General features: G+C 68.0%; 26 protein-coding genes and 2 pseudogenes. 14 read left to right on the top strand and 14 right to left on the bottom strand.

The window, feature by feature from the left end; translation table 11 throughout:
* Positions 1–185: pseudogene (locus MELE44368_RS26635) on the top strand (DEAD/DEAH box helicase); the annotation flags it as partial.
* An 18-nt stretch (positions 186–203) separates the two neighbouring features.
* A complete protein-coding gene (locus MELE44368_RS14840; protein ID WP_128109183.1) occupies positions 204–1,418 on the top strand; it encodes an Rv3212 family protein in 1,215 nt (404 codons plus the stop codon).
* An 86-nt stretch (positions 1,419–1,504) separates the two neighbouring features.
* On the opposite strand, the gene MELE44368_RS14835 is transcribed toward MELE44368_RS14840, so the two are convergent.
* On the bottom strand, positions 1,505–2,308 hold the full coding sequence (locus tag MELE44368_RS14835) for a ParA family protein (protein WP_128109182.1): 804 nt from the start codon (positions 2,306–2,308) through the stop codon (positions 1,505–1,507).
* Positions 2,309–2,359: 51 nt separating this feature from the next.
* Between MELE44368_RS14835 and MELE44368_RS14830 the strand changes: the two genes are divergently transcribed.
* Genes MELE44368_RS14830 through MELE44368_RS14820 form a run of 3 tightly spaced genes read left to right on the top strand, consistent with a single transcriptional unit; the run spans position 2,360 to position 4,574 of the window.
* Positions 2,360–3,004: an acid phosphatase gene (locus MELE44368_RS14830; RefSeq protein WP_241566632.1), complete on the top strand. Its 645-nt coding sequence runs from the start codon at positions 2,360–2,362 to the stop codon at positions 3,002–3,004.
* Positions 3,001–4,095 carry an isochorismate synthase gene (locus MELE44368_RS14825; RefSeq protein ID WP_128109181.1) on the top strand — a complete coding sequence of 365 codons (1,095 nt, stop codon included), beginning with the start codon at positions 3,001–3,003 and terminating at the stop codon, positions 4,093–4,095. The genes MELE44368_RS14830 and MELE44368_RS14825 overlap by 4 nt, the downstream gene beginning before the upstream one ends.
* Positions 4,092–4,574, top strand: coding sequence for a GNAT family N-acetyltransferase (locus tag MELE44368_RS14820; protein WP_128109180.1), 483 nt, complete (start codon positions 4,092–4,094; stop codon positions 4,572–4,574). Before MELE44368_RS14825 ends, MELE44368_RS14820 begins: the two co-directional genes overlap by 4 nt.
* Here MELE44368_RS14820 and MELE44368_RS14815 read toward each other — a convergent pair.
* Positions 4,526–4,963, bottom strand: a complete 438-nt coding sequence (locus MELE44368_RS14815) for a hypothetical protein (RefSeq protein WP_128109179.1) — start codon at positions 4,961–4,963, stop codon at positions 4,526–4,528. The genes MELE44368_RS14820 and MELE44368_RS14815 overlap by 49 nt on opposite strands.
* 53 nt (positions 4,964–5,016) lie before the next feature.
* The gene (locus MELE44368_RS14810) at positions 5,017–5,871 is read right to left on the bottom strand and encodes a 3-hydroxybutyryl-CoA dehydrogenase (RefSeq protein ID WP_264030679.1); all 855 of its coding nucleotides are present in this window, start codon (positions 5,869–5,871) and stop codon (positions 5,017–5,019) included.
* Between the two features lie 155 nt (positions 5,872–6,026).
* Here MELE44368_RS14810 and MELE44368_RS14805 point away from each other — a divergent pair, with 155 nt between their 5' ends.
* Complete coding sequence (locus MELE44368_RS14805; RefSeq protein WP_128109178.1) at positions 6,027–6,992, top strand: diacylglycerol/lipid kinase family protein; 966 nt, start codon at positions 6,027–6,029, stop codon at positions 6,990–6,992.
* A 241-nt stretch (positions 6,993–7,233) separates the two neighbouring features.
* Positions 7,234–7,488, top strand: a complete 255-nt coding sequence (locus MELE44368_RS14800) for a WhiB family transcriptional regulator (RefSeq protein ID WP_128109177.1) — start codon at positions 7,234–7,236, stop codon at positions 7,486–7,488.
* A gap of 167 nt (positions 7,489–7,655) precedes the next feature.
* Here the strand turns inward: MELE44368_RS14800 and MELE44368_RS14795 are convergent, their stop codons facing one another.
* Both MELE44368_RS14795 and MELE44368_RS14790 read right to left on the bottom strand, forming a co-directional pair.
* Positions 7,656–9,143 (bottom strand): two-component system sensor histidine kinase PdtaS, encoded by a 1,488-nt coding sequence (locus MELE44368_RS14795; protein WP_128109176.1) that lies wholly within the window; start codon positions 9,141–9,143, stop codon positions 7,656–7,658.
* Between the two features lie 38 nt (positions 9,144–9,181).
* The gene (locus tag MELE44368_RS14790) at positions 9,182–9,397 is read right to left on the bottom strand and encodes a biotin/lipoyl-binding carrier protein (protein ID WP_046753285.1); all 216 of its coding nucleotides are present in this window, start codon (positions 9,395–9,397) and stop codon (positions 9,182–9,184) included.
* 171 nt (positions 9,398–9,568) lie between these two features.
* Between MELE44368_RS14790 and MELE44368_RS27515 the strand changes: the two genes are divergently transcribed.
* Entirely contained in the window at positions 9,569–9,661 is a 93-nt protein-coding gene (locus MELE44368_RS27515; RefSeq protein ID WP_090355725.1) for a 50S ribosomal protein bL37, read from the top strand.
* Here the strand turns inward: MELE44368_RS27515 and rsrA are convergent.
* Both rsrA and MELE44368_RS14775 read right to left on the bottom strand, forming a co-directional pair.
* Complete coding sequence (gene rsrA, locus MELE44368_RS14780; RefSeq protein WP_128109175.1) at positions 9,658–9,966, bottom strand: mycothiol system anti-sigma-R factor; 309 nt, start codon at positions 9,964–9,966, stop codon at positions 9,658–9,660. The two genes, MELE44368_RS27515 and rsrA, sit on opposite strands and share 4 nt — an antisense overlap.
* Positions 9,963–10,622 carry a sigma-70 family RNA polymerase sigma factor gene (locus MELE44368_RS14775; protein ID WP_206613772.1) on the bottom strand — a complete coding sequence of 220 codons (660 nt, stop codon included), beginning with the start codon at positions 10,620–10,622 and terminating at the stop codon, positions 9,963–9,965. Before MELE44368_RS14775 ends, rsrA begins: the two co-directional genes overlap by 4 nt.
* Before the next feature lie 248 nt (positions 10,623–10,870).
* On the opposite strand from MELE44368_RS14775, the gene ybaK reads away from it, so the two are divergent.
* From ybaK to MELE44368_RS14760, 3 genes are all read left to right on the top strand, one after another.
* Entirely contained in the window at positions 10,871–11,368 is a 498-nt protein-coding gene (ybaK, locus tag MELE44368_RS14770; protein ID WP_128109173.1) for a Cys-tRNA(Pro) deacylase, read from the top strand.
* A 108-nt stretch (positions 11,369–11,476) separates the two neighbouring features.
* A complete protein-coding gene (locus tag MELE44368_RS14765) occupies positions 11,477–12,334 on the top strand; it encodes an SDR family oxidoreductase (protein ID WP_128109172.1) in 858 nt (285 codons plus the stop codon).
* A gap of 2 nt (positions 12,335–12,336) precedes the next feature.
* Positions 12,337–13,182, top strand: a complete 846-nt coding sequence (locus tag MELE44368_RS14760; RefSeq protein WP_241566636.1) for a thioesterase family protein — start codon at positions 12,337–12,339, stop codon at positions 13,180–13,182.
* A gap of 5 nt (positions 13,183–13,187) precedes the next feature.
* Here the strand turns inward: MELE44368_RS14760 and MELE44368_RS14755 are convergent.
* The 6 genes and pseudogenes from MELE44368_RS14755 to MELE44368_RS14730 all read right to left on the bottom strand — a co-directional run bounded on the left by MELE44368_RS14755 (position 13,188) and on the right by MELE44368_RS14730 (position 16,868).
* Positions 13,188–14,033, bottom strand: a pseudogene (locus MELE44368_RS14755) (enoyl-CoA hydratase/isomerase family protein).
* Positions 14,030–14,608, bottom strand: a complete 579-nt coding sequence (locus tag MELE44368_RS14750; protein ID WP_206613771.1) for a TetR/AcrR family transcriptional regulator — start codon at positions 14,606–14,608, stop codon at positions 14,030–14,032. Before MELE44368_RS14750 ends, MELE44368_RS14755 begins: the two are co-directional and overlap by 4 nt.
* Positions 14,609–14,663: 55 nt before the next feature.
* Positions 14,664–14,906 carry a hypothetical protein gene (locus MELE44368_RS14745; RefSeq protein ID WP_128109169.1) on the bottom strand — a complete coding sequence of 81 codons (243 nt, stop codon included), beginning with the start codon at positions 14,904–14,906 and terminating at the stop codon, positions 14,664–14,666.
* 2 nt (positions 14,907–14,908) lie between these two features.
* A complete protein-coding gene (locus MELE44368_RS14740; RefSeq protein WP_128109168.1) occupies positions 14,909–15,772 on the bottom strand; it encodes an oxygenase MpaB family protein in 864 nt (287 codons plus the stop codon).
* Entirely contained in the window at positions 15,769–15,999 is a 231-nt protein-coding gene (locus MELE44368_RS14735; protein WP_241566631.1) for a hypothetical protein, read from the bottom strand. Before MELE44368_RS14735 ends, MELE44368_RS14740 begins: the two co-directional genes overlap by 4 nt.
* 89 nt (positions 16,000–16,088) lie before the next feature.
* Positions 16,089–16,868 (bottom strand): SOS response-associated peptidase, encoded by a 780-nt coding sequence (locus tag MELE44368_RS14730; RefSeq protein WP_206613770.1) that lies wholly within the window; start codon positions 16,866–16,868, stop codon positions 16,089–16,091.
* A gap of 7 nt (positions 16,869–16,875) precedes the next feature.
* Between MELE44368_RS14730 and aroA the strand changes: the two genes are divergently transcribed.
* The 3 genes from aroA (at position 16,876) to MELE44368_RS14715 (ending at position 19,963) form a co-directional block, all read left to right on the top strand.
* Complete coding sequence (aroA, locus tag MELE44368_RS14725; RefSeq protein ID WP_128109165.1) at positions 16,876–18,231, top strand: 3-phosphoshikimate 1-carboxyvinyltransferase; 1,356 nt, start codon at positions 16,876–16,878, stop codon at positions 18,229–18,231.
* The gene (gene rsgA, locus MELE44368_RS14720) at positions 18,228–19,208 is read left to right on the top strand and encodes a ribosome small subunit-dependent GTPase A (protein ID WP_128109164.1); all 981 of its coding nucleotides are present in this window, start codon (positions 18,228–18,230) and stop codon (positions 19,206–19,208) included. Before aroA ends, rsgA begins: the two co-directional genes overlap by 4 nt.
* 101 nt (positions 19,209–19,309) lie before the next feature.
* The gene (locus MELE44368_RS14715) at positions 19,310–19,963 is read left to right on the top strand and encodes a class I SAM-dependent methyltransferase (RefSeq protein WP_128109163.1); all 654 of its coding nucleotides are present in this window, start codon (positions 19,310–19,312) and stop codon (positions 19,961–19,963) included.
* A 46-nt stretch (positions 19,964–20,009) separates the two neighbouring features.
* Here the strand turns inward: MELE44368_RS14715 and MELE44368_RS14710 are convergent, their stop codons facing one another.
* Positions 20,010–21,248 (bottom strand): fatty acid desaturase family protein, encoded by a 1,239-nt coding sequence (locus MELE44368_RS14710; RefSeq protein WP_128109162.1) that lies wholly within the window; start codon positions 21,246–21,248, stop codon positions 20,010–20,012.
* Positions 21,249–21,263: the final 15 nt, after the last annotated feature.

The raw sequence follows: 21,263 nt of genomic DNA, 5'->3' as shown, positions 1-21,263 counted from the left end.
CGCGCACCCGCAACCGCGCGCGGCGACGTACCCGCGGCGGCAAGCCGGTGACCGGGCATCCCGCGTCGGCGACGACCGAGCAGGCCGGCGCCGACGGCGACGCCCCCGCGGCCGACGAGAACGCGACGCCCCGCCGTCGCCGTCGTCGGCGCCGGTCGGGTAAGGCGCCGGCCAGCGCCTCCTAGGGAGGCGTCCGCCGGGCGATGGTCAAACCCGAACGCCGCACCAAGGCCGATGTGGCGGCGGCCCTGGCGATCGTCGTGGTGGTGGCCGTCGTCGCGCTGTTGGTCTGGTGGCACAGCGACGCGCGCGCAACGATCAGCAGGCCAGCTGCCGAGCCCGTTCCCAAGCTGACCCCCGCCAGGGAGGTGCCTGCGGCGTTACGGCAGCTGTGGACGGCGTCCAGCCCGAAGACCGACGCGCCGGTGGTGGTCGCCGGCAGCGTTGTCACCGGGGACGGCGACGTCGTCGAGGGCCGCGACCCGGCGAGCGGCGAGGTGTTGTGGAGTTACTCCCGCGACCTTCCGTTGTGCGGGGTCACCTCGGTGTACGAGTACGCGGTGGCGGTGTACCCCGATGCCCGCGGGTGTGGTCAGGTCAGCACCATCGACGCCGGCACCGGGATGCGCGGGCCGGCCCGCACCGGCTATGCCGATCCCGAGGTGACGCTGTCGTCGGACGGCACCACCGTGCTGTCGGCCGGCGACTCCCGACTCGAGCTGTGGCGCTCCGACATGGTCAGAATGCTCAGCTACGGTGCCATCGACGCCCCCATCAAGCCCGATATCCCCGTGCTGCCGCTGTGCCGGCTGGTCTCCGCGGCGGCCAGTTCGAGCGCGGTCTCGGTGCTGGAAGCCTGCCCGCACGAACCGGACCTGCGGCTGACCCTGTTGCGGCCGTCCGACGAAGAGGACACCCCCGAGCTGAAGTACGTGCCGTTGGAGGGTGTGGCCGACGGCTCGGGTGCGCGCGTCATCGCCGTCGCCGACACCACGACCGCGGTGTACCTGCCGACGCCCAAGCCGACGGTGGACGTCATCGACGAGACCGGCGCGACGATCGCCAGCACGGAACTGCCCGCGCCACCGGCACCCGACGCGACGACCTCGCGCGTCGGCGACCTGATCACATGGTGGACCGGCGACAGCGTGATGGTGTTCTCCGCCAACGGGCTTCGTTACAAGTACTCGGTCACGCCCGCCGGTGCCGACGTGCCGCTAGGGCCGGCCACGGTGATGGCCGGCCGGCTGCTGGTGCCGGTGACCGGGGGTTACGACGTGTTCGATTCGGCGACCGGACAGGGTGAACGTCACATCCCGGTGGCCCGGCCGCGGATGTCGACGACCGTGGTTCCGGCGGTCGCGGGTTCGCTCGTGATCGAGCAGCGCGGCGACGAGCTGGTCGCGCTCGGTCCCTGACCGTCCGCCGGTCACTCGCCGGCGCCGAGATGGACGAAATGGTGCGAACTACTCGCACTCTTCCGCCCGTTTGTCCCTTTGGGCGTTTAAAGCTCGGGGGCGAACGTCGGCAGCGGCGTGTCGTTCTTCCAGTACTCCAGCAGCGCGTCGGCCAGCTCGCGATACGCGACCGAGCCCTTGTTCTTCCGGCCGGCCAGCACCGAGGAGCCCGAAGCGGAGGCCTCGGCGAACCGCACCGTGCGCGGAATCGGCGGCGCCAGCACGGGCAGGTCGTACCGGTCGGCGACGTCGAGCAGCACGTCGCGACTGTGCGTGGTGCGCGAGTCGTACAGCGTCGGTAACGCGCCCAGCAGCCGAAGGTCGGGGTTGGTGATCTGTTGGACGTCGGTGATGGTGCGCAGGAACTGGCCGACGCCCCGGTGCGCCAGCGTCTCGCACTGCAGCGGCACGATCACGTCGTCGGCGGCGGTCAGCCCGTTCAGCGTCAGCACACCCAGCGACGGCGGGCAATCGACGATCACCACGTCGAACCGGTCGCCGAACTTTGCCAGCGCCCGTTTGAGCGCATACTCCCGACCGGCCCTCATCAGCAGCATCGCCTCGGCGCCGGCGAGGTCGATGTTGGCGGGCAGCAGGGTCATCCCCTCTGCGGTGTCGACCAGCGCGGCGTCGGGTTCCACGTCGCCGAGCAGCACCTCGTGGATCGAGACCGCCAACTTGTCGGGATCGTGCCCCAGCGAGAACGTCAGGCAGCCCTGCGGGTCCAGATCCACCAGCAGCACCCGTTTGCCCTTTTCGGCCATCGCCGCGCCCAGGGACGCGACCGTCGTCGTCTTGGCCACGCCACCTTTTTGGTTTGCGACCGCAAGAACCCGCGTCACACTGCCCATCCTGGCACGCCCCCGCATATTGCGACGCGGCGTGGGGCAGAATTCGAGGGCGTGGGCGACGGGCCACTGAGGCGAGCAGCAGAAGGCAGTGCCGAGCGGCACCGGCTGCTCCTGCTCCGCCACGGTGAGACCGAGTGGTCCCGCTCCGGTCAGCACACCGGACGCACGGAACTGGACCTCACCGACACCGGCCGCACGCAAGCCAAGCTGTCCGCCGACGCACTGGCGGTGCTCGACCTCGACCACCCGCTCGTGGTGTCCAGCCCGCGCAGCCGCGCGCTGGTCACCGCCGAACTCGCCGGGCTGACCGTCGATCAGGTGTCGCCCCTTCTGGCCGAATGGGATTACGGCGACTACGAAGGCCTCACCACCGAGGAGATCCGCAAGAGCCGGCCCGACTGGCTGGTGTGGACGCACGGCTGTCCCGGCGGTGAGAGCGTGCAGGAGGTCAGCGACCGGGCCGACCGCGCGATCGCATATGCGTTGGAGCACATGCAATCTCGTGACGTGCTGTTCGTCGGTCATGGCCACTTCTCCCGCGCCGTGATGACGCGCTGGGTCGAGTTGGCGTTGTCGGAAGGAGCCAGGTTCGCGATGGTCGCAGCATCGATCTCGGTGTGCGGCCACGAGCACGGCGTGCGCCAGATCAGCGCACTGGGACTGACGGGCCATCGCCACCCGTGCCTGCCGACATGACCCGCGAACCGTCCTTCGTGCTCGCCTCCCGCGGGGCCGTCGTCGCTGACGGGGTGCACACCTCCTTTCCCGCCGTCGCCGACGCACGGGCGGCGCTCGCCTCCCACAGCGCGCCGATCATCGTGGGCGCCTTGCCTTTCGACATGACGAAACCGGCGGCGCTGATCCGGCCGCAGGCGGTGCAGTTCCTCGACGCGCCGCCGCAGTGGCCGTTGCGTCCGCTGCCGTCGGTGCGCGTCGTCGAGACCCGCCCCGAGCCCGATCAGCATCGCGAGCGTGTCGAAGCCGCGTTGCAGCGCCTGCGGGATCCGGCCAGCCCGCTGCAAAAGGTGGTGCTGGCCCGTGCGTTGCGGCTGGCCGCCGACGGCCCGATCGACGCGCGCACCGTGCTGGATCGCCTCGTCGCCGCCAATCCCGCGGCCAACGCGTTTCTCGCCGACCTGACCGCGGCCGGCGGAGGGTTTTCCGGTTCCGCCCTGGTCGGCGCGAGTCCCGAGCTGTTGGTGGCCCGGCGCGGTGATCAGGTGGTCTGCGCGCCCTTTGCGGGTTCTGCGCCCCGACTAGCCGACGCCGACGCCGACGAGGCCAGCGGCGTTGCGTTGGCCGCGTCGGCCAAGGACCGCCACGAGCACCAGCTGGTGGTGGACGCGATCTCCGAGGCGCTCGGCCCGCTGTGCGCCCACCTCGACGTCGCACCCGAACCCAAGCTGCGCAAAACCGACGCGGTCTGGCACCTCTACACCACGATCGCCGGGCAGCTGCGCGACAAGTCAATCACCGCACTGGATTTGGCGATCTTGTTGCATCCGACACCGGCGGTGGGCGGGGTGCCCGCCGACGCGGCCGCCGAGCTGATCACCGAGCTGGAGGGTGACCGGGGCTTCTATGCCGGCGCGGTGGGATGGTGCGATCAGCGCGGCGACGGCCGCTGGGTGGTGTCCATCCGGTGTGCTCAGCTGTCGGCAGACCGGCGCACCGCCACCGCCTATTCGGGCGGCGGGATCGTGGCCGAATCCGATCCTGACGACGAAGTAGCCGAAACAACAAGCAAATTCGCGACGATCATGTCGGCACTCGGAGCGCACCCGTGACCGAGCTCATCCGCCGAGTTCGGCCGGGCGACGAGGCGGAGCTGACGGCGATGATTCACGAGCTCGCGGAGTTCGAACACGCCGGTGATGAATGCTCGGTCACCGAAAGTCAGTTGAGCCAAGCGCTTTTCGGCGACACTCCGGCAGTGTGTGGACACCTCGCGGAGGTCGACGGGGAGGTGGCGGCCACCGCCTTGTGGTTCCGCAACTTCTCCACGTGGGACGGCGTCGCGGGCATCTATCTCGAAGACCTCTACGTGCGTCCGCGGTTTCGGCGACGCGGCTTGGCGCGCAGGTTCCTTGCGACGCTGGCCCGTGAGTGCGTCGACAACGGCTTCACCCGGCTGTCGTGGGCGGTGTTGAACTGGAACGTCGACGCGATCGCGCTCTACGACGCAGTGGGCGGCAAGCCGCAGACCGAGTGGACCACCTATCGGGTGTCCGGCCCGGAGTTGTCGGCGTTGGCCGCGGAACTCTGACCGGCGTCGTGAGCCCCCAGCCACTGCAGCGTGGACGGGCTGAACAGCAGCCCCAGCGTGGCCAGCGCCACGATCGCCACGATCGCGCCGTAGACCCACTGATGTGAACCCACCGCCATGTACCAGGCCACCGGCAGCAGCAGCAGCTGCGCGAACACCGCGATGCCGCGGCCCCAGCGCCGGCCGGTCCACAACGCCCACCCCGCGGCGGCCACCCCGCCGCCGATGATCGCGAACCAGGCGGCGGTGCCGAAGAAGTTCATGCCGGGCTGCTCGGTGCCCGACAAACCGCTCGCCACGTATATGACGGCGGCCACCAGACCGCCGAGGCCTTCGAGGCCGACGAGAACAGCGGCCTGGCGAACGGTCGACGGTGCGGGAACGGTCACGCCCGTAGGTTACCGACTGACAGGCGGGTCGGCCTCTGTCGCCTATGAGTCGCCTATGAGGAGTAGCTGAAGAACCCGCGTCCGCTCTTGCGGCCGAGTTCGCCGGCCTCGACCTTGCGCATCAACAGCGCCGGCGGGGCGTACAACCGCTCTTTGGTCTCGGCGTACATCGACTCTGCCACCGCCATCGTGGTGTCGAGCCCGATGAGGTCGGTCAGCGCGAGCGGACCCATCGGGTGGTTACACCCGCCGACCATCGCTTTGTCGATGTCTTCGGGGCTGGCAAGCCCGGCGTCGGCCATGCGGATCGCCGACAGCAGATAGGGAATCAGCAACGCGTTGACGATGAAGCCGGCGCGGTCCTTGGCCGTGACGACGGTCTTCCCCAGCTGTTTGTCGGCGAACGCCTTTGCGCGGCTTAGGCTTTCATCGGATGTGACCTGGCACGGGATGATCTCGACCAGCGGCATCACCGGCGCCGGGTTGAAGAAGTGCAGCCCGAGGACCCGTTCCGGGCGGTCGGTGGCGGCCGCCAGCTGCATGATCGGAATCGACGACGTATTGCTCGTGATCAGCGCATCGGGCCGGACGATCTTGCCGAGCGCGGCGAAGATCTCGGTCTTCACCTTGAGGTCCTCGACCACTGCTTCGACCACCAGATCGCAGTCGGCGAGGTCTTCGAGCCTGTCGGTGAAGCGGACGCGCCCGCGGATGTCGTCGCGCTCGGCTTGCGTGAGTTTGTTCTTGCGCACCGCGGCGTCCAGCGATGTGTCGAGCCGGCGAATGCTCGCGTCGATCAGCTCTTGGTTGATCTCGCGCAGCACCACGTCGACGCGCGCGCGTGCCGATACCTCCGCGATGCCGCAACCCATGATGCCGCCGCCGATGATCCCTACGGCTTTCTCCACGTTCGCTCCCTTCGAAGGGCATCGTCCGGCCGCAGCCGGGCCCAGATGTGGTCGTCATGGTAATCAAGCGCGCCGGCCGGCCGACGCCCGCTCGGCGCCGGAAGCAGGGTCAGCCGCACGCGGCCGCGGGGTTCGTCCGGCTAGGCTCAGGCCTCGTGCGCGCCGTCCTGATCGTGAACCCCAACGCGACGTCGACGACTCCCGCCGGGCGCGACCTGTTGGCACACGCGCTGGAAAGCCGGGTCAAGCTGACCGTCGCACACACCGATCACCGCGGACACGCCATCGAGATCGCCCGGAACAGCGCCCGCGACGGCGTCGACGTGCTGATCGTGCACGGCGGCGACGGCACGGTCAACGAGGTGGTCAACGGGATCCTCGACGTCGGAGGCCCAGGGGCCGCCGCGCCGGCGGTCGGCGTCGTTCCCGGCGGGTCGGCCAACGTGTTCGCTCGGGCGTTGGGCATCAGCCCGGACCCGATCGAGGCCACCAACCAGCTCATCGATCTGCTGTCGAGCTCCCGGCGCCGCAGAACCTGGCGGCGGATCGGCTTGATGGACTGCGGGGAGCGTTGGGCGGTGTTCACCGCGGGCATGGGGGTCGACGGCGATGTGGTCGCCGCCGTCGAGGCGCAGCGCAGCAAGGGTCGCAAGGTCACCGCGTCCCGCTATGTCCGGGTCGCGATCCGCGAGGTGTTGGCGAGCGCCCGCAAAGAGCCGTCGCTGACGCTGTACCTGCCGGACCGTGAGCCGGTGACCGGGGTGCACTTCGCCTTCGTGTCGAACGCCAGCCCGTGGACCTACGCCAACAACCGGCCGGTCTGGACGAACCCGACGACAACCTTCGAAACCGGGCTGGGTGTGTTCGCCGCGACCAGCATGAGCGTGTGGGCCAACCTTCGGCTGGTGCGACGGATGTTGTCGCGGCGGCCGCGCATCGAAGCCAAACACCTGATCCGGGACGACGATGTGCCGTGGGTGCGAGTGACGAGCGACACGGCGGTCGCCTGCCAGATCGACGGTGATTTTGTGGGTCTGCGCGACTCGATGACGTTCACGGCGGTCCCCGACGCGCTGAGCGTGCTGGCGCCTCCCGCAAAAACCACTTCTGAGCTGCAGTAATCGGATTTTGCGGCCTGGTTCAGGGCGCAGGTGGATCAAGTGTAGTACAACCGAATGAGTGATCCGCTAACGACCGTGTGTAGTGAGATTGCGCACTTGTTAACTCATGAGTATTGACATCTGTCCAGCCTGTGAAAGCATCGGAAGCAACAGCAGTGCAGAAACATTTCCTGTGCACGCGTTAGACAGCCGAAGAAAAGCTCGTGCGCCCCGCTGCGCACATGTAAGGAGAGTTATAACTATGGATTGGCGCCACAAGGCGGTCTGTCGTGACGAGGATCCGGAACTGTTCTTCCCGGTGGGGAACAGCGGGCCGGCGCTGGCACAGATCGCGGACGCGAAGCTGGTCTGCGATCGCTGTCCCGTCACGACAGAGTGCCTCACCTGGGCTTTGGAGTCCGGGCAGGACGCCGGCGTGTGGGGCGGAATGAGCGAGGACGAGCGGCGCGCGCTCAAGCGGCGTAACGCCCGCACCAGGGCCCGCAGCAGCGTCTAACTCGCAGTACAAACGCAAAAGATTACGGCCCCGATGAAAATCGGGGCCGTAAGTCTGTGCAAATTCAATTTGGGTCATTCCGCGATATAAAAGCCATTTTGCGCAATCGCAACGCTCATTGCGCGGCTCGGCCGCCCCAGCTCACTGCGCGGCTCGGCCGCCCCAGCTCACTGCGCGGCTCGGCCGCGGCGGCCGATCGGTACCCGCAGCACCGCATCCGTTCCCCCATCGGGTCCGTCGTGCATCTCCAACGACCCATCCAGTTCCGCCGAAACCAAGGTCCGCACGATCTGCAGGCCCAGCCGGTCGGACTTCTCCAGGCTGAACCCCTCGGGCAGGCCGCGGCCGTCGTCGTGCACGATCACGTCGAGCCACCGTGCCGAGCGTTCGGCGCGAATCGTCACACAACCCCCCTCGGCGGAGCCGTCGAAGGCATGCTCGATGGCGTTCTGCACCAGCTCGGTGATCATTATGATCAACGCGGTGGCACGGTCGGCGTCCAGCACACCGAGATCGCCGACACGGGTGATGCGCATCGGGGAACCCACTGTCGCAACGTCATTCATGATCGGAAGGATCCGGTCCATCACCTCGTCGAGGTTGACTTCCTCGTCCACCGACATCGACAGCGCGTCGTGCACCAGCGCGATCGACGACACGCGCCGCACCGACTCCATCAACGCCTCGCGGCCCTCGGCGTTGTTGGTTCGCCGGGCTTGCAGGCGCAACAGCGCGGCGACGGTCTGCAGATTGTTCTTCACCCGGTGGTGGATCTCGCGGATGGTGGCGTCCTTGGACAGCAGCGCCCGGTCGCGGCGCTTGACCTCGGTGACGTCGCGGATCAACACCGCGGCGCCCACCGGCTTTCCGTGCACCACCAACGGCAGCGTGCGCAGCAGGATCGCCGCACCGCCCGCGTCGACCTCCATGCGCATGCTCGATCCGCCGCTCAGCGAGTCGCGAACATGCTCGGCCAGCTCCTCGGCCTCGAAGGGGTCTGAGATCAGCGGCCGCGTCACCTCGACGAGGTCGTGGCCCTCGAGATCGGCGGGCAACCCCATCCGGTGATAGGCCGATATCGCGTTGGGGCTGGCGAACACCACCACACCGCCCTCGTCGAGTCGGATGAAGCCGTCGCCGACGCGCGGGCTGGACCGCGACACCGCCAGATCGCCCACGTTGGGAAAGGTGCCCTCGGACAACATGTGCAGCAGATCGCCCGCACAGTCCAGGTAGGCGCTCTCCAGCGGGCTGGACTTCCGCGAGGCCAACGCCGTCTGGTGGGTCAGCACAGCCACGACTTCGTTGTTGTACCGCACCGGCACCGCCTCGACGTTGAGTCCGGACGAAACCGGTTGTCCCGCAGTGTCTCCCACGCCGATGCTTCCTGAATCGAACGCTGCGGCGACGACGGGCATGTCCGAGGGCGCGGCCAACGTGCCGACCGCGTCGGCCAGCAGCACCGTCGGCGCGGTGTTCGGTCGCACCTGCGCGACGCAGACCAGCGTGCCGTCGTCGCGGCGGACCCACATCAAGAAGTCGCCGAAGGACAGATCGGCCAGCAGCTGCCACTCGCCCACCACCGCGTGCAGATGATCGACGGCATTGCCGGGCAACACGGTGTGCTCGGCAAGCAGTTCACCGAGAGTCGACATCGGGGCTTACTCCGGCGGTGCGGAAGCGGGCGTCGGCCTCAGCTGATCACCGCGATGAGATCGCCGGCCTGGATCACGTCGCCGACCGACACGTTGACCTTGCTGACCGTGCCCGCCACCTCTGCCAGCACGGGGATCTCCATCTTCATCGACTCCAGCAGCACCAGGGTGTCGCCCTCGCCGATCTGATCGCCCTCGTTAACCACGACCTCGAGCACACTGGCCACGATTTCCGCGCGAACATCCTCGGCCATCTTCACCCCTTCGGAGTACATGTCGTGGGCATCCCATTTCGGCTGCCTGCCGGGTCCTATCGAACCACAACCCGGGCGCGACAGCGGTGTCGGAGGGCCATGACACAATGGCATGGCTGTGTCCGCCGGCGGCGGCACTCCAAAGACCCCTGACCCACACGGAGGAACACCATGGCCAAGCGTGGCCGCAAGAAGCGTGACCGCAAGCACACCAAAGCCAACCACGGCAAGCGGCCGAACGCCGGTTCGAAGTCGGTGCGCTAACTGCCGCGGATGATGGTGGTGCGGCTGATCTCGATGCGCAGCCGCTCACGAAGGCTCTCAGGGGCCTTCTCGCCCCCGCATTTCGTCGCGATCAACCGTTTGACCCGCTCCTCGACGCCGTAGTGCCGTAGGCACGCCGGGCAGTCTTCGAGGTGCTGCTTGAGCTTGTCGCGGGTCTCGGGCGTGCATTCGCCGTCGAGCAGCATCCAAACCTCAGCGATCACCGTGGCACACTCGGGATGGTCGGGATCCACCGGGCCGACAGGCGGGGTCCAACGCTCCTCAGCATCCGAGCGCTCGCTCATGACGACACCTCCTCAGGGGTGTCCTGCTGTCCCCGGATGAACCCGCGGTCGCGAGCCACATCGGCCAGCAGGTCCCGAAGCTGACGCCTGCCCCGGTGCAACCGGGACATCACCGTGCCAATCGGCGTGTCCATGATCTCGGCGATCTCCTTGTATGGAAAGCCCTCCACGTCGGCGTAGTACACCGCCATCCTGAAGTCCTCAGGCAGGGCCTGCAACGCTTCCTTGATCTCGCTGTCGGGCAGCCCCTCCAGCGCCTCCACCTCGGCCGACCGCAGCCCCGTCGAGGAATGTGCGGCGGTCGACGCCAACTGCCAGTCGGTGATCTCCTCGGTCGGATACTCCGCCGGCTGCCGCTGCTTCTTGCGGTAGCTGTTGATGTAGGTGTTGGTCAGGATGCGGTACAGCCACGCCTTCAGGTTCGTGCCCTCACGAAACGAGCGGAAGCCGGAATAGGCCTTCACCATGGTTTCCTGCAACAGGTCCTCGGCGTCGGCGGGGTTGCGCGTCATCCGAAGCGCACCGCCGTACAGCTGGTCGAGCAGCGGAATCGCGTCGCGCTCGAACCGGGCCGTCAGCTCTTCATCGGTTTCTTGACGTTCGGGCGCCGACGTGTCGGGCGCGCCATCGCGCGCTGTGCCGTCGGAGTCGGTCATCGTGGGGAACACCGTCCCTTCTGTCGCGGTGCCGCCGAACAGGCTAGCCAAAAACTCAGGACGTATCCGCACGTCCATGGCCATCGCGGGCACCTAGACCCCCTTCATCCAATCCTAGAGGTACAGACCGACATCAGCCCGGCCGCCCGAAAGCGCCCGGTCTGCTCCCAATAACAGCAGGACCACCTGCAGATGTTCCCAGCGCGCACCCGGCGGGTGTGCGGCGACACCGGCATTATTCTGGGCCGATGGCACGCGCAGCGACCCCGGCGATCACTGCCCTGCTGACTGCGGGGATCCCCCACGAGGTGCTTCAGTACGAGCACGACCCCCGTCGCGAGTCCTACGGTGACGAAGCGGTACAGGAGCTCGTGAAGGTCCAAGGGGTCGACCCCGACCAGGTGTTCAAGACCCTGGTGGTGGCCTCCGACGCCTTGCCCAAGGGGCTGGGCGTCGCGGTGCTGCCGGTGCCGTCGAAGCTGTCGCTCAAGGCCGTCGCGGCCGCGCTGGGCGTGCCGAAGGTGACGATGGCCGAACAGGCGGCCGCCGAACGCGCGACCGGCTACGTCGTCGGAGGAATCTCGCCGTTCGGGCAGCGTAAGGCGCTGCCCACCGTCGTCGACGCCTCGGCGTTGCGGTGGAATCGCGTGCTGTGCAGCGCGGGCAAGCGCGGATGGGAGGTCGCGGTGCATCCGCAGGACCTGATTCGCCACACCGACGCCGTCCTCGCCGACATCCAGGCCTGACCACACCGGCGAACGTGGGTTACCGGCACGCTTTGCGCGCGAACGCGTGACGCAAGCCCACACTGGGCGGCAGATCCCAGCGCGCCGCGGGAGTTCTAAGGTGAGCCCATGGCACAAGCACCGTTGTCCGGGAAAACCATGTTCATCTCCGGCGCCAGCCGCGGTATCGGCCTGGCGATCGCCAAGCGCGCCGCCGCCGACGGCGCCAACATCGCGTTGATCGCCAAGACCGCCGAGCCGCACCCCAAACTGCCCGGCACGGTCTACACCGCGGCCAAGGAACTCGAGGAGGCCGGCGGGCAGGCGCTGCCGATCGTGGGCGACATCCGTGACGGCGATGCGGTGGCCGCCGCGGTCGCCAAGACGGTCGAGCAGTTCGGCGGCATCGACATCTGCGTGAACAACGCCTCGGCGATCAACCTCGGCTCCATCACCGAGGTGCCACTCAAGCGGTTCGATCTGATGAACGGTATTCAGGTGCGCGGCACGTACGCGGTCTCGCAGGCCTGCATCCCGCACATGATCGGGCGCGACAACCCCCACATCCTGACGTTGTCACCCCCGATCCGGCTCGAGCCCAAGTGGTTGAAGCCGACCGCGTACATGATGGCCAAGTACGGAATGTCGTTGTGCGCGTTGGCGATCGCCGAAGAGCTACGCGGCGAGGGGATCGCGTCGAACACGCTGTGGCCGCGCACCATGGTGGCCACCGCCGCGGTGCAGAACCTGCTCGGCGGCGACGAGGCGATGGCCCGGTCCCGCAAGCCCGAGGTCTATGCCGATTCCGCCTACGTCGTTCTGACCAAGCCGTCCCGCGAATACACCGGCAACAGCCTGCTGTGCGAAGACGTGCTGCTGGAATCCGGTGTCACCGACCTGTCGGTATACGACTGCGTTCCCGGCTCGGAGCTGGGCGTCGACCTGTGGGTGGACTCGCCCAACCCGCCGGGATACACCGGGCCGTAGAGGTGTTGGACGGAGGCGACTTCGAGCTCGACGGCGCCCGACAGGACGAGCAGACCAGCCGGTATACGCGCGAACTGCCGGAGCACTGGTGTTTTGACGGCCGCGCGTTCGGCGGCTACACATCGGCGCTGGCGCTCGCCGGCGTGTTCGCCCACAGCGGCAGGCCGGCGGCGGCGTCGCTGTCGGTGACGTTCGTGGAGGCGGGCACGCCCGGACCGCTCGAACTGTGCGCACGAACCATCCGGGGCGGCAAGGCCGCGCAGGCGGTCGAGGTCACCATCAGCCAGGCCGGCCGCACCATCCTCATCGCGAGCAGCTGGCTGGCCGACGGGTGGCTCGGGCCGCCGTCGGTCGACGCCCCGGTTCCGTTCGAACGCTACGGAACCGCGACGACGCCCCTGCCACACCCCGCCGACGGCACGCCGTTGGAATGGCTGCGCGACGCGTGGGCGCCGCTGCGGTTCGCGCGCCGGCGCGGCGTGGACTACCCCGACAGCCTGTCGCGGTTCCACCGGGGCCGGCCGGAGGTCGCGCTGTGGGTGAAGGTCGACGACGGCGACGCAGGCCGGGATCCGCTGCGGCATCCGCAGATCGGTGACGTGCTGCATGCCGACGCCCACCTGTTCGACTCCCCCGGCCAGGTCACCGGTTTCGTGGAGGCCTGGCTGCTGAGCCTCGATCTCAGCATCATCTGGCAGCCCGGCGCCCACCTGCTGCCGTCGACGACGTGGCGGCTGTTCGAGGGCCGGGGATCCGTTGCCACCAGCGGTGTCTCGGCCTACGGCTCGCTGCGCGCCGACGACGGGTCACTGCTGGCCGTGATGACGTCACAGGGCCTGGTCCGCTGACGGGGTCACTCAGCCGTTCGGTTCAGCATGCTGTGCACACTGTCGGCGAATGCGGCGGTCGTGAAGCAGGTCGGCTCGGCGAACTCCTCGAGGGTGAGCGCGTCGGCCCAGTTCGCGTCCGCCGCCGCGCGCAACAGCGGTTTGGCCATCGCGACCGCGTGCGGGGGCATTTCGCTGATGCGCGAACACCATTCGTCGGCCGCATCCATCAGGCGGTCGTGGGCGACCACCTACTGAACAAACCCCAGTCGGTACGCCGCCTGTGCGTCGATGTGCTCGCCGCGCAGGTAGTACGCGAATGCCCCTTGGTACCCGAGCCGCCGGGTCAACGCCCAACTGGTGCCCACCTCGGGAATCAGGCCCAGCCGCCCGAACGCCGGCACGATCATTGCACGCTCGCTGGCGATCACCAGATCGCACGTCAGCGCCCACGCCAGCCCCACCCCGGCCGCCGCGCCGTTGAGCGCGGCCACGAACACGGTTTCTGATCCGGCGATGAGCCGGGCGATGCCGCCGAACTCGCGACGAATCCAGCGCCACACATCGGCCGTCCCTTCGGGTGCGCCGAGTTGCTCGACGGCGGCCTCCATCATCCTCAGGTCGCCGCCTGCGCTGAATCCGGGATCCGCGCCGGTCAGCACCACCGAGCGGACATCCGGATCAGCATCGAGATGCTTGAGCGCACAACGAAGTTGGCGTACCAACGGGGCGGACAACACGTTGAGCCGCTCGGGTTCGTCGAGTGTGACCACCGCTCTGTCACCGCGCCGCTCGACGCGCACCCGCTGAGGCGCGTCGGCGTCGTCACCGGAGGCGACCATCGTCTGGTACAGCGAGCCTGACGGTGTCATGATGTGTCCATTCGTTGACTTTCCTTGCCGCGCAACGCCGCCCATGCGGCATCGGCGAAGGCGCGGACCGCCTCCTTCGGCATCGTGGGCTCGGAGCTCGAAATCCAGTAGCGGCTGAACTCCTGCGCCGGACCCAACCACAGCGCGGCGGTGATGCCGATGCGCATCGGTTGCAACATCCCGTAGCGCTGGTGTGGGCGCCACCAGTCTCGGACCGATCCGAAGAACGCGGCGTTGGACTCGCGCAACTGTTCACTGTCGAGGCGGTCACCGAGCAGCAGCGATGCCTCCCCGCGGTGCGTGCTGACCCAGTCCAGGTGGTAGGCCACCCCGCCGCGGATGCCGCCTTCCGCGGTGTCGTGGCGGCGCAGCATCTCGAGGAATCCGGCCTGGTACTGCCCGATCAACTGCGCGTAGACGGCAGCGGCCAGCGAGAGTTTGTCCGGGAAGTGGTGATACAGCGCGCCGACGCTGACATCGGCCTCGCGCCGCAGCTGATCCAGTGTTGCGGACAGGGTGCCTTCGGCCGCGAACCGCTGTCGCGCCACGGTGAGCAGCCGGCTCCGCGCGTCCATGTTCCGGGGCACGAGGATTACTCTAGCTGTACCGAGAATTCCTCTGTCAAGGTGTTCAGGCCATGCAGACGTCGGTGCCGAGCAGCAGCAGCGGCCACAGCAACGTCGTCTGCACGAATGCCGCGATGTCGGCGCCCGCTGGCAACCGGGTCTGCAGCGCGGTCTCGATGGCGCGCACCTGCTCGGCGTCGAAGAACGCCCACACCAGCCCGATGAGCAGGTAGGGGATCGCGAACCACATCGCGAACTCGATCATCGCCTCGACACTGACGCGTCGGCTCAGCACCCGGCGCAGCATGGTCACACCAGCGCGCGCTGTTGCCGGACCCGACGGCGCACGTCGGCGAGCAGCACGTAACTGCCGCCCTGGCGGATGAACACCGGTAGGAACCGGTTGGCGAACGCGACGAGCAGGAACAGGTTCTCGAATTGGCGCTGCCTGAAGTCGCTCCACTTCAGGCCCATCGCGTCGCGAAAGACCGGCGCGAGGAAGCCGGCCGTAAGGAACTTCAACAGCGGCCGGAACGGCAGGCCCAGCAACGGGTTGATCATGCGCAGGTTCAGCATGTCGAGCAGATAACCGCGGACCCGGTCATCGATGCTGACCTGCCGACACGCCTCGTCCCAGTAGGCGTCGAACGCCGCTCGGGTGGGCGGCCATTGGTCCTCGCTGACCTGCAGTGTGGTGCCCAGCGTCCATGCGGATCTGTAGAACTGCTCGGCCTGTTCCGGCGTCATCTCGCCGCGCAGCAGTTGATAGGTGTCTTCCAGCCCCACGAAAAGACATGCCGCGACCCACATTTGAAGATCGCGATCGAACGCGCTGTAGCGCAGAGGGCTCTCGGGCGTGGACTTCACGTGCCGGTGCGCCCCGTCGACCGCCTCCCGGAACGCCGCGCGGTCCTGCGGTTTCCCGAGCACCGCGACCGCCAGGTACTGAAACGTCGTTCTGGCCCGCTTCCACGGATGTTTCAGCAGGTTTCCGGAGTCGACCTTGCTCTCGACGACGCCGTACCCCACCCCCGGCCGCGACAACTGCATGATCACGTTGGCGGCCCCGGCGGCGAACGCCCAGAAGTCCATCGCCTCGGCCGCGGTCACCGGTTCGGTGTCCCATCGCGCGGTGCGTCTGGTGATGGTGATGCGGTTGTCGGCGGGCGTCATGTCATGCACACGGTGGAGAAGAGCAGCACCGGCCACGTCGCGACCGAGCCGAGAAGGGCGATCAGCCGGTTCACGCCTTCGGGGTTGATCGAGTTGATGTAATCGAGGTGAAACGCCGTCCAGACCGCTCCCACAACGAGGTAGGGCACGGCGAGGATGATCGCCGTGCCGATCCACTCGGCGATGGTCATCTCGAAGGCCAACACCTTGCGGACTGCGGTGATCATGCCCATATGTTAATCATCATTCAGGTTCGGCACGCCCGTTTCACGCCGAGCGCCTCGCTTTGTTTCGCGATGAAAGTGAATCAAAGTTCCTACAGCAGTGTGGCCTGCTCCGGCTCGGGCTCGGCCGGCTCGATCAGCTCCGGACCGTTGTTGCGGACGTTGTTGACCAGCCGGGAGACCTCACGGATCTCGATCCGGTCCAGATCTCCGTGCCCCCGCAGCAGGCCCTCGTCGATCGGCGCGTCGGGGTCCAGCCAGCGGTCCCAGTCGCTCCTGCTGATGCTCAGCGGCATCCGGTCATGAATCTCGGCCAGCGGCCCGGCCGCGTCGGTGGTGATGATCGTGCAGCTCAGCAGCGGCGCGGAGGACGAATCCCCGGACTCGTCGCGGGGCCGCCACGTCGACCACAGCCCCGCCATGAACAACGGCTCCCCGTCGGCGCCGTACATGTAGAACGGCGTCTTCGGCGCTTTCTTGCCCGACGCCAGCTCGCCGTTGGGGCGCCATTCATACCAGCCGTCCATCGGGACCAGGCAACGCTTGTTCTTCGCCGAGTTGCGAAATGCCGGCGAAGTGGTCACTTTGTCGGCGCGCGCGTTGATCAGCAACGGGCCCTTGGTCTCCGGGCCACCGTCCTTCGCCGCCTTGACCCACGGCGGCACCAGGCCCCACCGCATCGACCGGATGCGGCGCGTGGCCTCGTCGTCGGGCTCGGTGTGGCGCTTGACCACCGCGCTGATCGTGGTGGTCGGCGCGACGTTGTAGTTGGGCCCGGCCGCGTCCTTCTGGGCCGACGTGGTCTCGTCGATCGCCTTGATCTTCTCGGCCAGCAGCGCCGGATCCGTGGTCACCGCGAAACGTCCACACATACCTCCCATGGTGGCAGAAGCCCGTGACACACAGGGGACAGTGGGGATCAGGCAGGATATAGCCGTGAGCACCTGGCAGGCACCCTCGGCGTCGGGTCCCGTGCACGCCACGGTCGCCGTGCCGGGTTCGAAATCACTGACCAACCGGGCGCTGGTCCTCGCGGCGCTGGCGACGCCTCATGGCCCGTCGACCATCCGCGGAGCGCTGCGCAGCCGTGACACCGACCTGATGATCGCGGCGCTGCAGGCGCTGGGCGTCACGATCGAGGGCACCGGCGAGGAGTTGACCGTCAGCGGCGCCATCGCCCCCGCCGAGGGCGCCCACATCGACTGCGGCCTGGCGGGCACCGTACTGCGGTTCGTCCCTCCGGTCGCCGCGCTGGGCTCTGCCACGGTCACCTTTGACGGCGACGCGCAGGCCCGCGCCCGTCCGATCGCTCCGCTGCTCGACGCGCTGCGCGGCCTCGGCGTGCGGATCGAGGGCGACGGGCTGCCGTTCTCGGTGCGCGGCACCGGGTCGGTGGCCGGTGGCACGGTGCGGATCGACGCGTCGGCCTCGTCGCAGTTCGTCTCGGGGTTGTTGTTGTGCGGGGCGGCGTTCACCGACGGCGTCACGGTCGTGCACACCGGTGAGACCGTGCCGTCGGCGCCGCATGTGGCGATGACGGTGACGATGCTGCGCGAGGCGGGCGTCGACGTCGACGACGGCCAACCCAACCGGTGGCGGGTGTCCCCCGGCCCGATCTCGGCGCGGCGCTGGGTGATCGAACCCGACCTGTCCAACGCCGTGCCGTTTCTGGCGGCGGCGGTGGTCAGCGGCGGAACGGTGCGCATCGCGGGCTGGCCGCGCGACAGCATCCAGCCCGCCGCCACGATCATCTCGCTTCTCGAGAAGCTCGGCGCTGTTGTGCAGCACGGTGATACACACCTGGAGGTGCGGGGTCCGCAGACGTTCGACGGCATCGACGTCGACCTCAACGAAGTCGGCGAGCTGACGCCGGCGGTGGCCGCGTTGGCGACGCTGGCATCGGAGGGATCGGTATCCCGCCTCCGCGGCGTCGCACACCTGCGCGGTCACGAAACCGACCGCCTCGCAGCGCTTTCGGCGGAGATCAACGGACTGGGCGGGCAGTGCGAGGAGACGTCCGACGGGTTGGTGATCACCGCTCGGCCGTTGCGCGGTGGGCTGTGGCGGTCCTATGCCGACCACCGGATGGCCACGGCGGGGGCCATCGTGGGCCTGCGGGTACCGGGGGTGCGGGTCGAGGACATCGAGACGACGTCCAAGACGCTGCCGAACTTCCCGGAACTGTGGGCCGACATGATGTCCGGTCAGGCACTCGACGCCGAGGCAGGCGCTTGATCCATCGCGAGTACGACGAGTCCGACGTCCGGGTGCGGCCCGGCCGAGGCTCGCGGCCGCGGACCAAGATCCGGCCCGACCACGCCGACGCGCAGGAGGCGATGGTGGTGACGGTGGACCGCGGGCGGTGGGGTTGCGCGCTGGGCGGTGACCCGAATCGGCGCGTCACCGCGATGCGCGCCCGCGAACTCGGCCGCACCCCGATCGTCGTCGGCGACGAAGTCGGACTCGTCGGCGACCTGTCGGGCAAACCGGACACCCTGGCGCGTATCGTGCGCCGCGGAGAACGACGAACGGTGTTGCGGCGCACCGCAGATGATACCGATCCCACCGAGCGCGTGATCGTCGCCAACGCGGATCAGCTGTTGATCGTGGTGGCGCTGGCGGACCCGCCGCCGCGCACCGGTCTGGTCGAACGCGCGCTCATCGCCGCCTATGCCGGCGGCGTGACGCCGATCCTGTGCTTGACCAAGACGGATCTGGCGCCACCGGAACCGTTCGCGGCGCAGTTCGCCGATCTCGACCTCACCGTGGTGACCGCCGGGCAGAACGACCCCCTCGACGACGTCGAGGCGCTGCTGACCGACAAGGTGACCGTGCTGCTCGGGCACTCCGGGGTCGGGAAGTCGACACTGGTGAATCGGCTTGTGCCCGAGGCGGAACGGGCCATCGGGGAGGTCACCGAGATCGGCAGGGGACGGCACACGTCGACCCAGTCGGTGGCCCTGCCGCTGAGCAGCGGCGGCTGGGTGATCGACACGCCCGGGATCCGCTCGTTCGGGCTGGCCCACATCGAACCCGACGACGTGGTGCTGGCGTTCTCGGATCTGGCCGAGGCGGTCAAGGAGTGTCCGCGCGGCTGCGGCCACATGGGCCCGCCGGCCGACCCGGAGTGTGCGCTGGACGCGCTGTCGGGACCCGCGGCCGGTCGGGTCGCGGCGGCCCGGCGACTTCTGGCCGTCCTACGCGAGAGATGACCCCGCAATTCTGCGCGAGCGTGCGTGTCAGAGGGCGACACGCCGTGCATTTCGCCGAGTTTGTGCACGCTCGCGACCGCTGCGCACCGTAGGGTTCGCGCGTGACCGAACCGGATTTCCTGCAACGTACGCGGCACGGATACGACCTGACAGCCGGACCGTACGCCGAGCGCTTCCACGAGCATCTCCGCGACAAGCCCCTCGATCGCGCGATGCTCTCCGGTTTCGCCGGGCTGGTGGACCGCGGCGGCGTCGTCGCAGACGTCGGATGCGGCACCGGCGCCACCACCCAGATGCTTTCCGACCACGGCATCGATGTAGTGGGGATCGACCTGTCGCCCAACATGATTGCCGAGGCCCGACGCCGCAACCCGGACCTGCCGTTTCGGGTCGGCTCGATGACGGACCTGGGGTTCGACGACGGCCAGCTGCACGGCATCTGCGCGTGGTATTCGGTGATCCACGTACCAGATGAGTTGCTGCCGCAGGTTTTCGCCGAGTTTCGTCGGGTGCTGCGTCCGAACGGCTGGCTGCTGCTCGCATTCCAGGTGGGCGAACAGCCCCGCGAGTTCAGGGAGCTGTTCGGCGAGCGGGTGTCGTTGACGTTCTACCGCAGACAGCCCGACGCCGTCGCGCTGCTGTTGGAGGAAACCGGCTTTCTGCCGTACGCCGGTTTGGTGCGCGAACCCAACGACGACGGCTTCGAGTCCACGCCGCATGCCTTCCTGATGGCGCAGAACTGCGCGCCCGCGTAGCGACGTGAGCGTGCGTAGAGTTCGCTAATTTGACGGCGTGTCGCCCTCAGACACGCACGCTCGCGGCAAGGCGCATTTCGCGGCGGCGTGCCCGCACCGCGGCGATCGAGGACTTCAGCCCCCGGCGCTGGGCCGGCTCCAGCTCGGCGAACATCCGCTCGCTGCGGGTTTCCGGCGCGTCGTCAGCGGTGTCACGCAGGTACTTGTCCGGCAGTGACAGCTTCGCGATGGTGCGCCACGTCTTGCCGTACTGCACCAGGAATGAGCCTGTGGTGTAAGGCAAGTCGTACTTGTCGCAGATCTCGCGCACGCGGATCGAGATCTCGTAGAGCCGGTTGCTCGGCAGATCCGGATACAGGTGATGCTCGATCTGATGGCACAGGTTGCCGCTCATGAACCGCAGCACCGGGCCGTTCTCGAAGTTGGCACTCCCCAGCATCTGCCGCAGGTACCACTGCCCCTTGCTCTCCCCGGCCATGTCCGTCTTGGTGAATTTCTCTGCGCCGTCGGGGAAATGGCCGCAGAAGATCACCGCGTTGGACCAGACGTTGCGGATGATGTTGGCGACGGCGTTGGCCTTCATGGTCGACTTGAACGTCGCACCGGGCGACAGGGAAGTCACTGCCGGATAAGCGATGTAGTCCTTGAAGACCTGGTTGCCAGCCTTGGTGCCGAACTCGCGCAGCCGCTTCAACGTGGCCTTGCGGTCGTCGCGGCCCTTGGCGATCTTGCCGATCTCGAGATGCTGCAGCGCCACGCCCCACTCGAACAGCAGCGCAAGCACGGTGTTGAACACCAGGTTGAAGACGTTGTGCGGCTTCCACTTCTGATCGCGGGTCACTCGGAGCAGGCCGTAGCCCACGTCGTCGTCCATGCCGAGGATGTTCGTGTACTTGTGGTGCATGAAGTTGTGGGTGAACCGCCAGTGTTTGGCGGCCCCGCTCATGTCCCATTCCCAGGTCGAGGAGTGGATCTCGGGATCGTTCATCCAATCCCATTGGCCGTGCATGACGTTGTGGCCGATCTCCATGTTCTCGATGATCTTGGCCACGCCGAGCGTCACGGTGCCTGCCCACCACGCCGAGCGGCGCGAGCTTGCGGCCAGCATGACCCGCCCCGCGAGCTCGAGGGCGCGCTGTGCGGCGATGGTGCGCCGGATGTAGCGCGCGTCGCGCTCGCCGCGGGAATCCTCGATGTCTCTGCGGATCGCGTCGAGCTCGAAGGCCAGACTCTCGATGTCGACATCGGTCAGATGCGCAAACTCCGGTACGTCGGTGATCGCCATATCGCTAACCCTCCT

The organism is Mycolicibacterium elephantis DSM 44368, from assembly GCF_004014805.1.
Classification (GTDB): Bacteria; Actinomycetota; Actinomycetes; order Mycobacteriales; family Mycobacteriaceae; genus Mycobacterium; species Mycobacterium elephantis.
The sequence above is the reverse complement of the archived record's forward strand: the minus strand, read 5'-3'. Positions and strand labels throughout refer to the sequence as shown.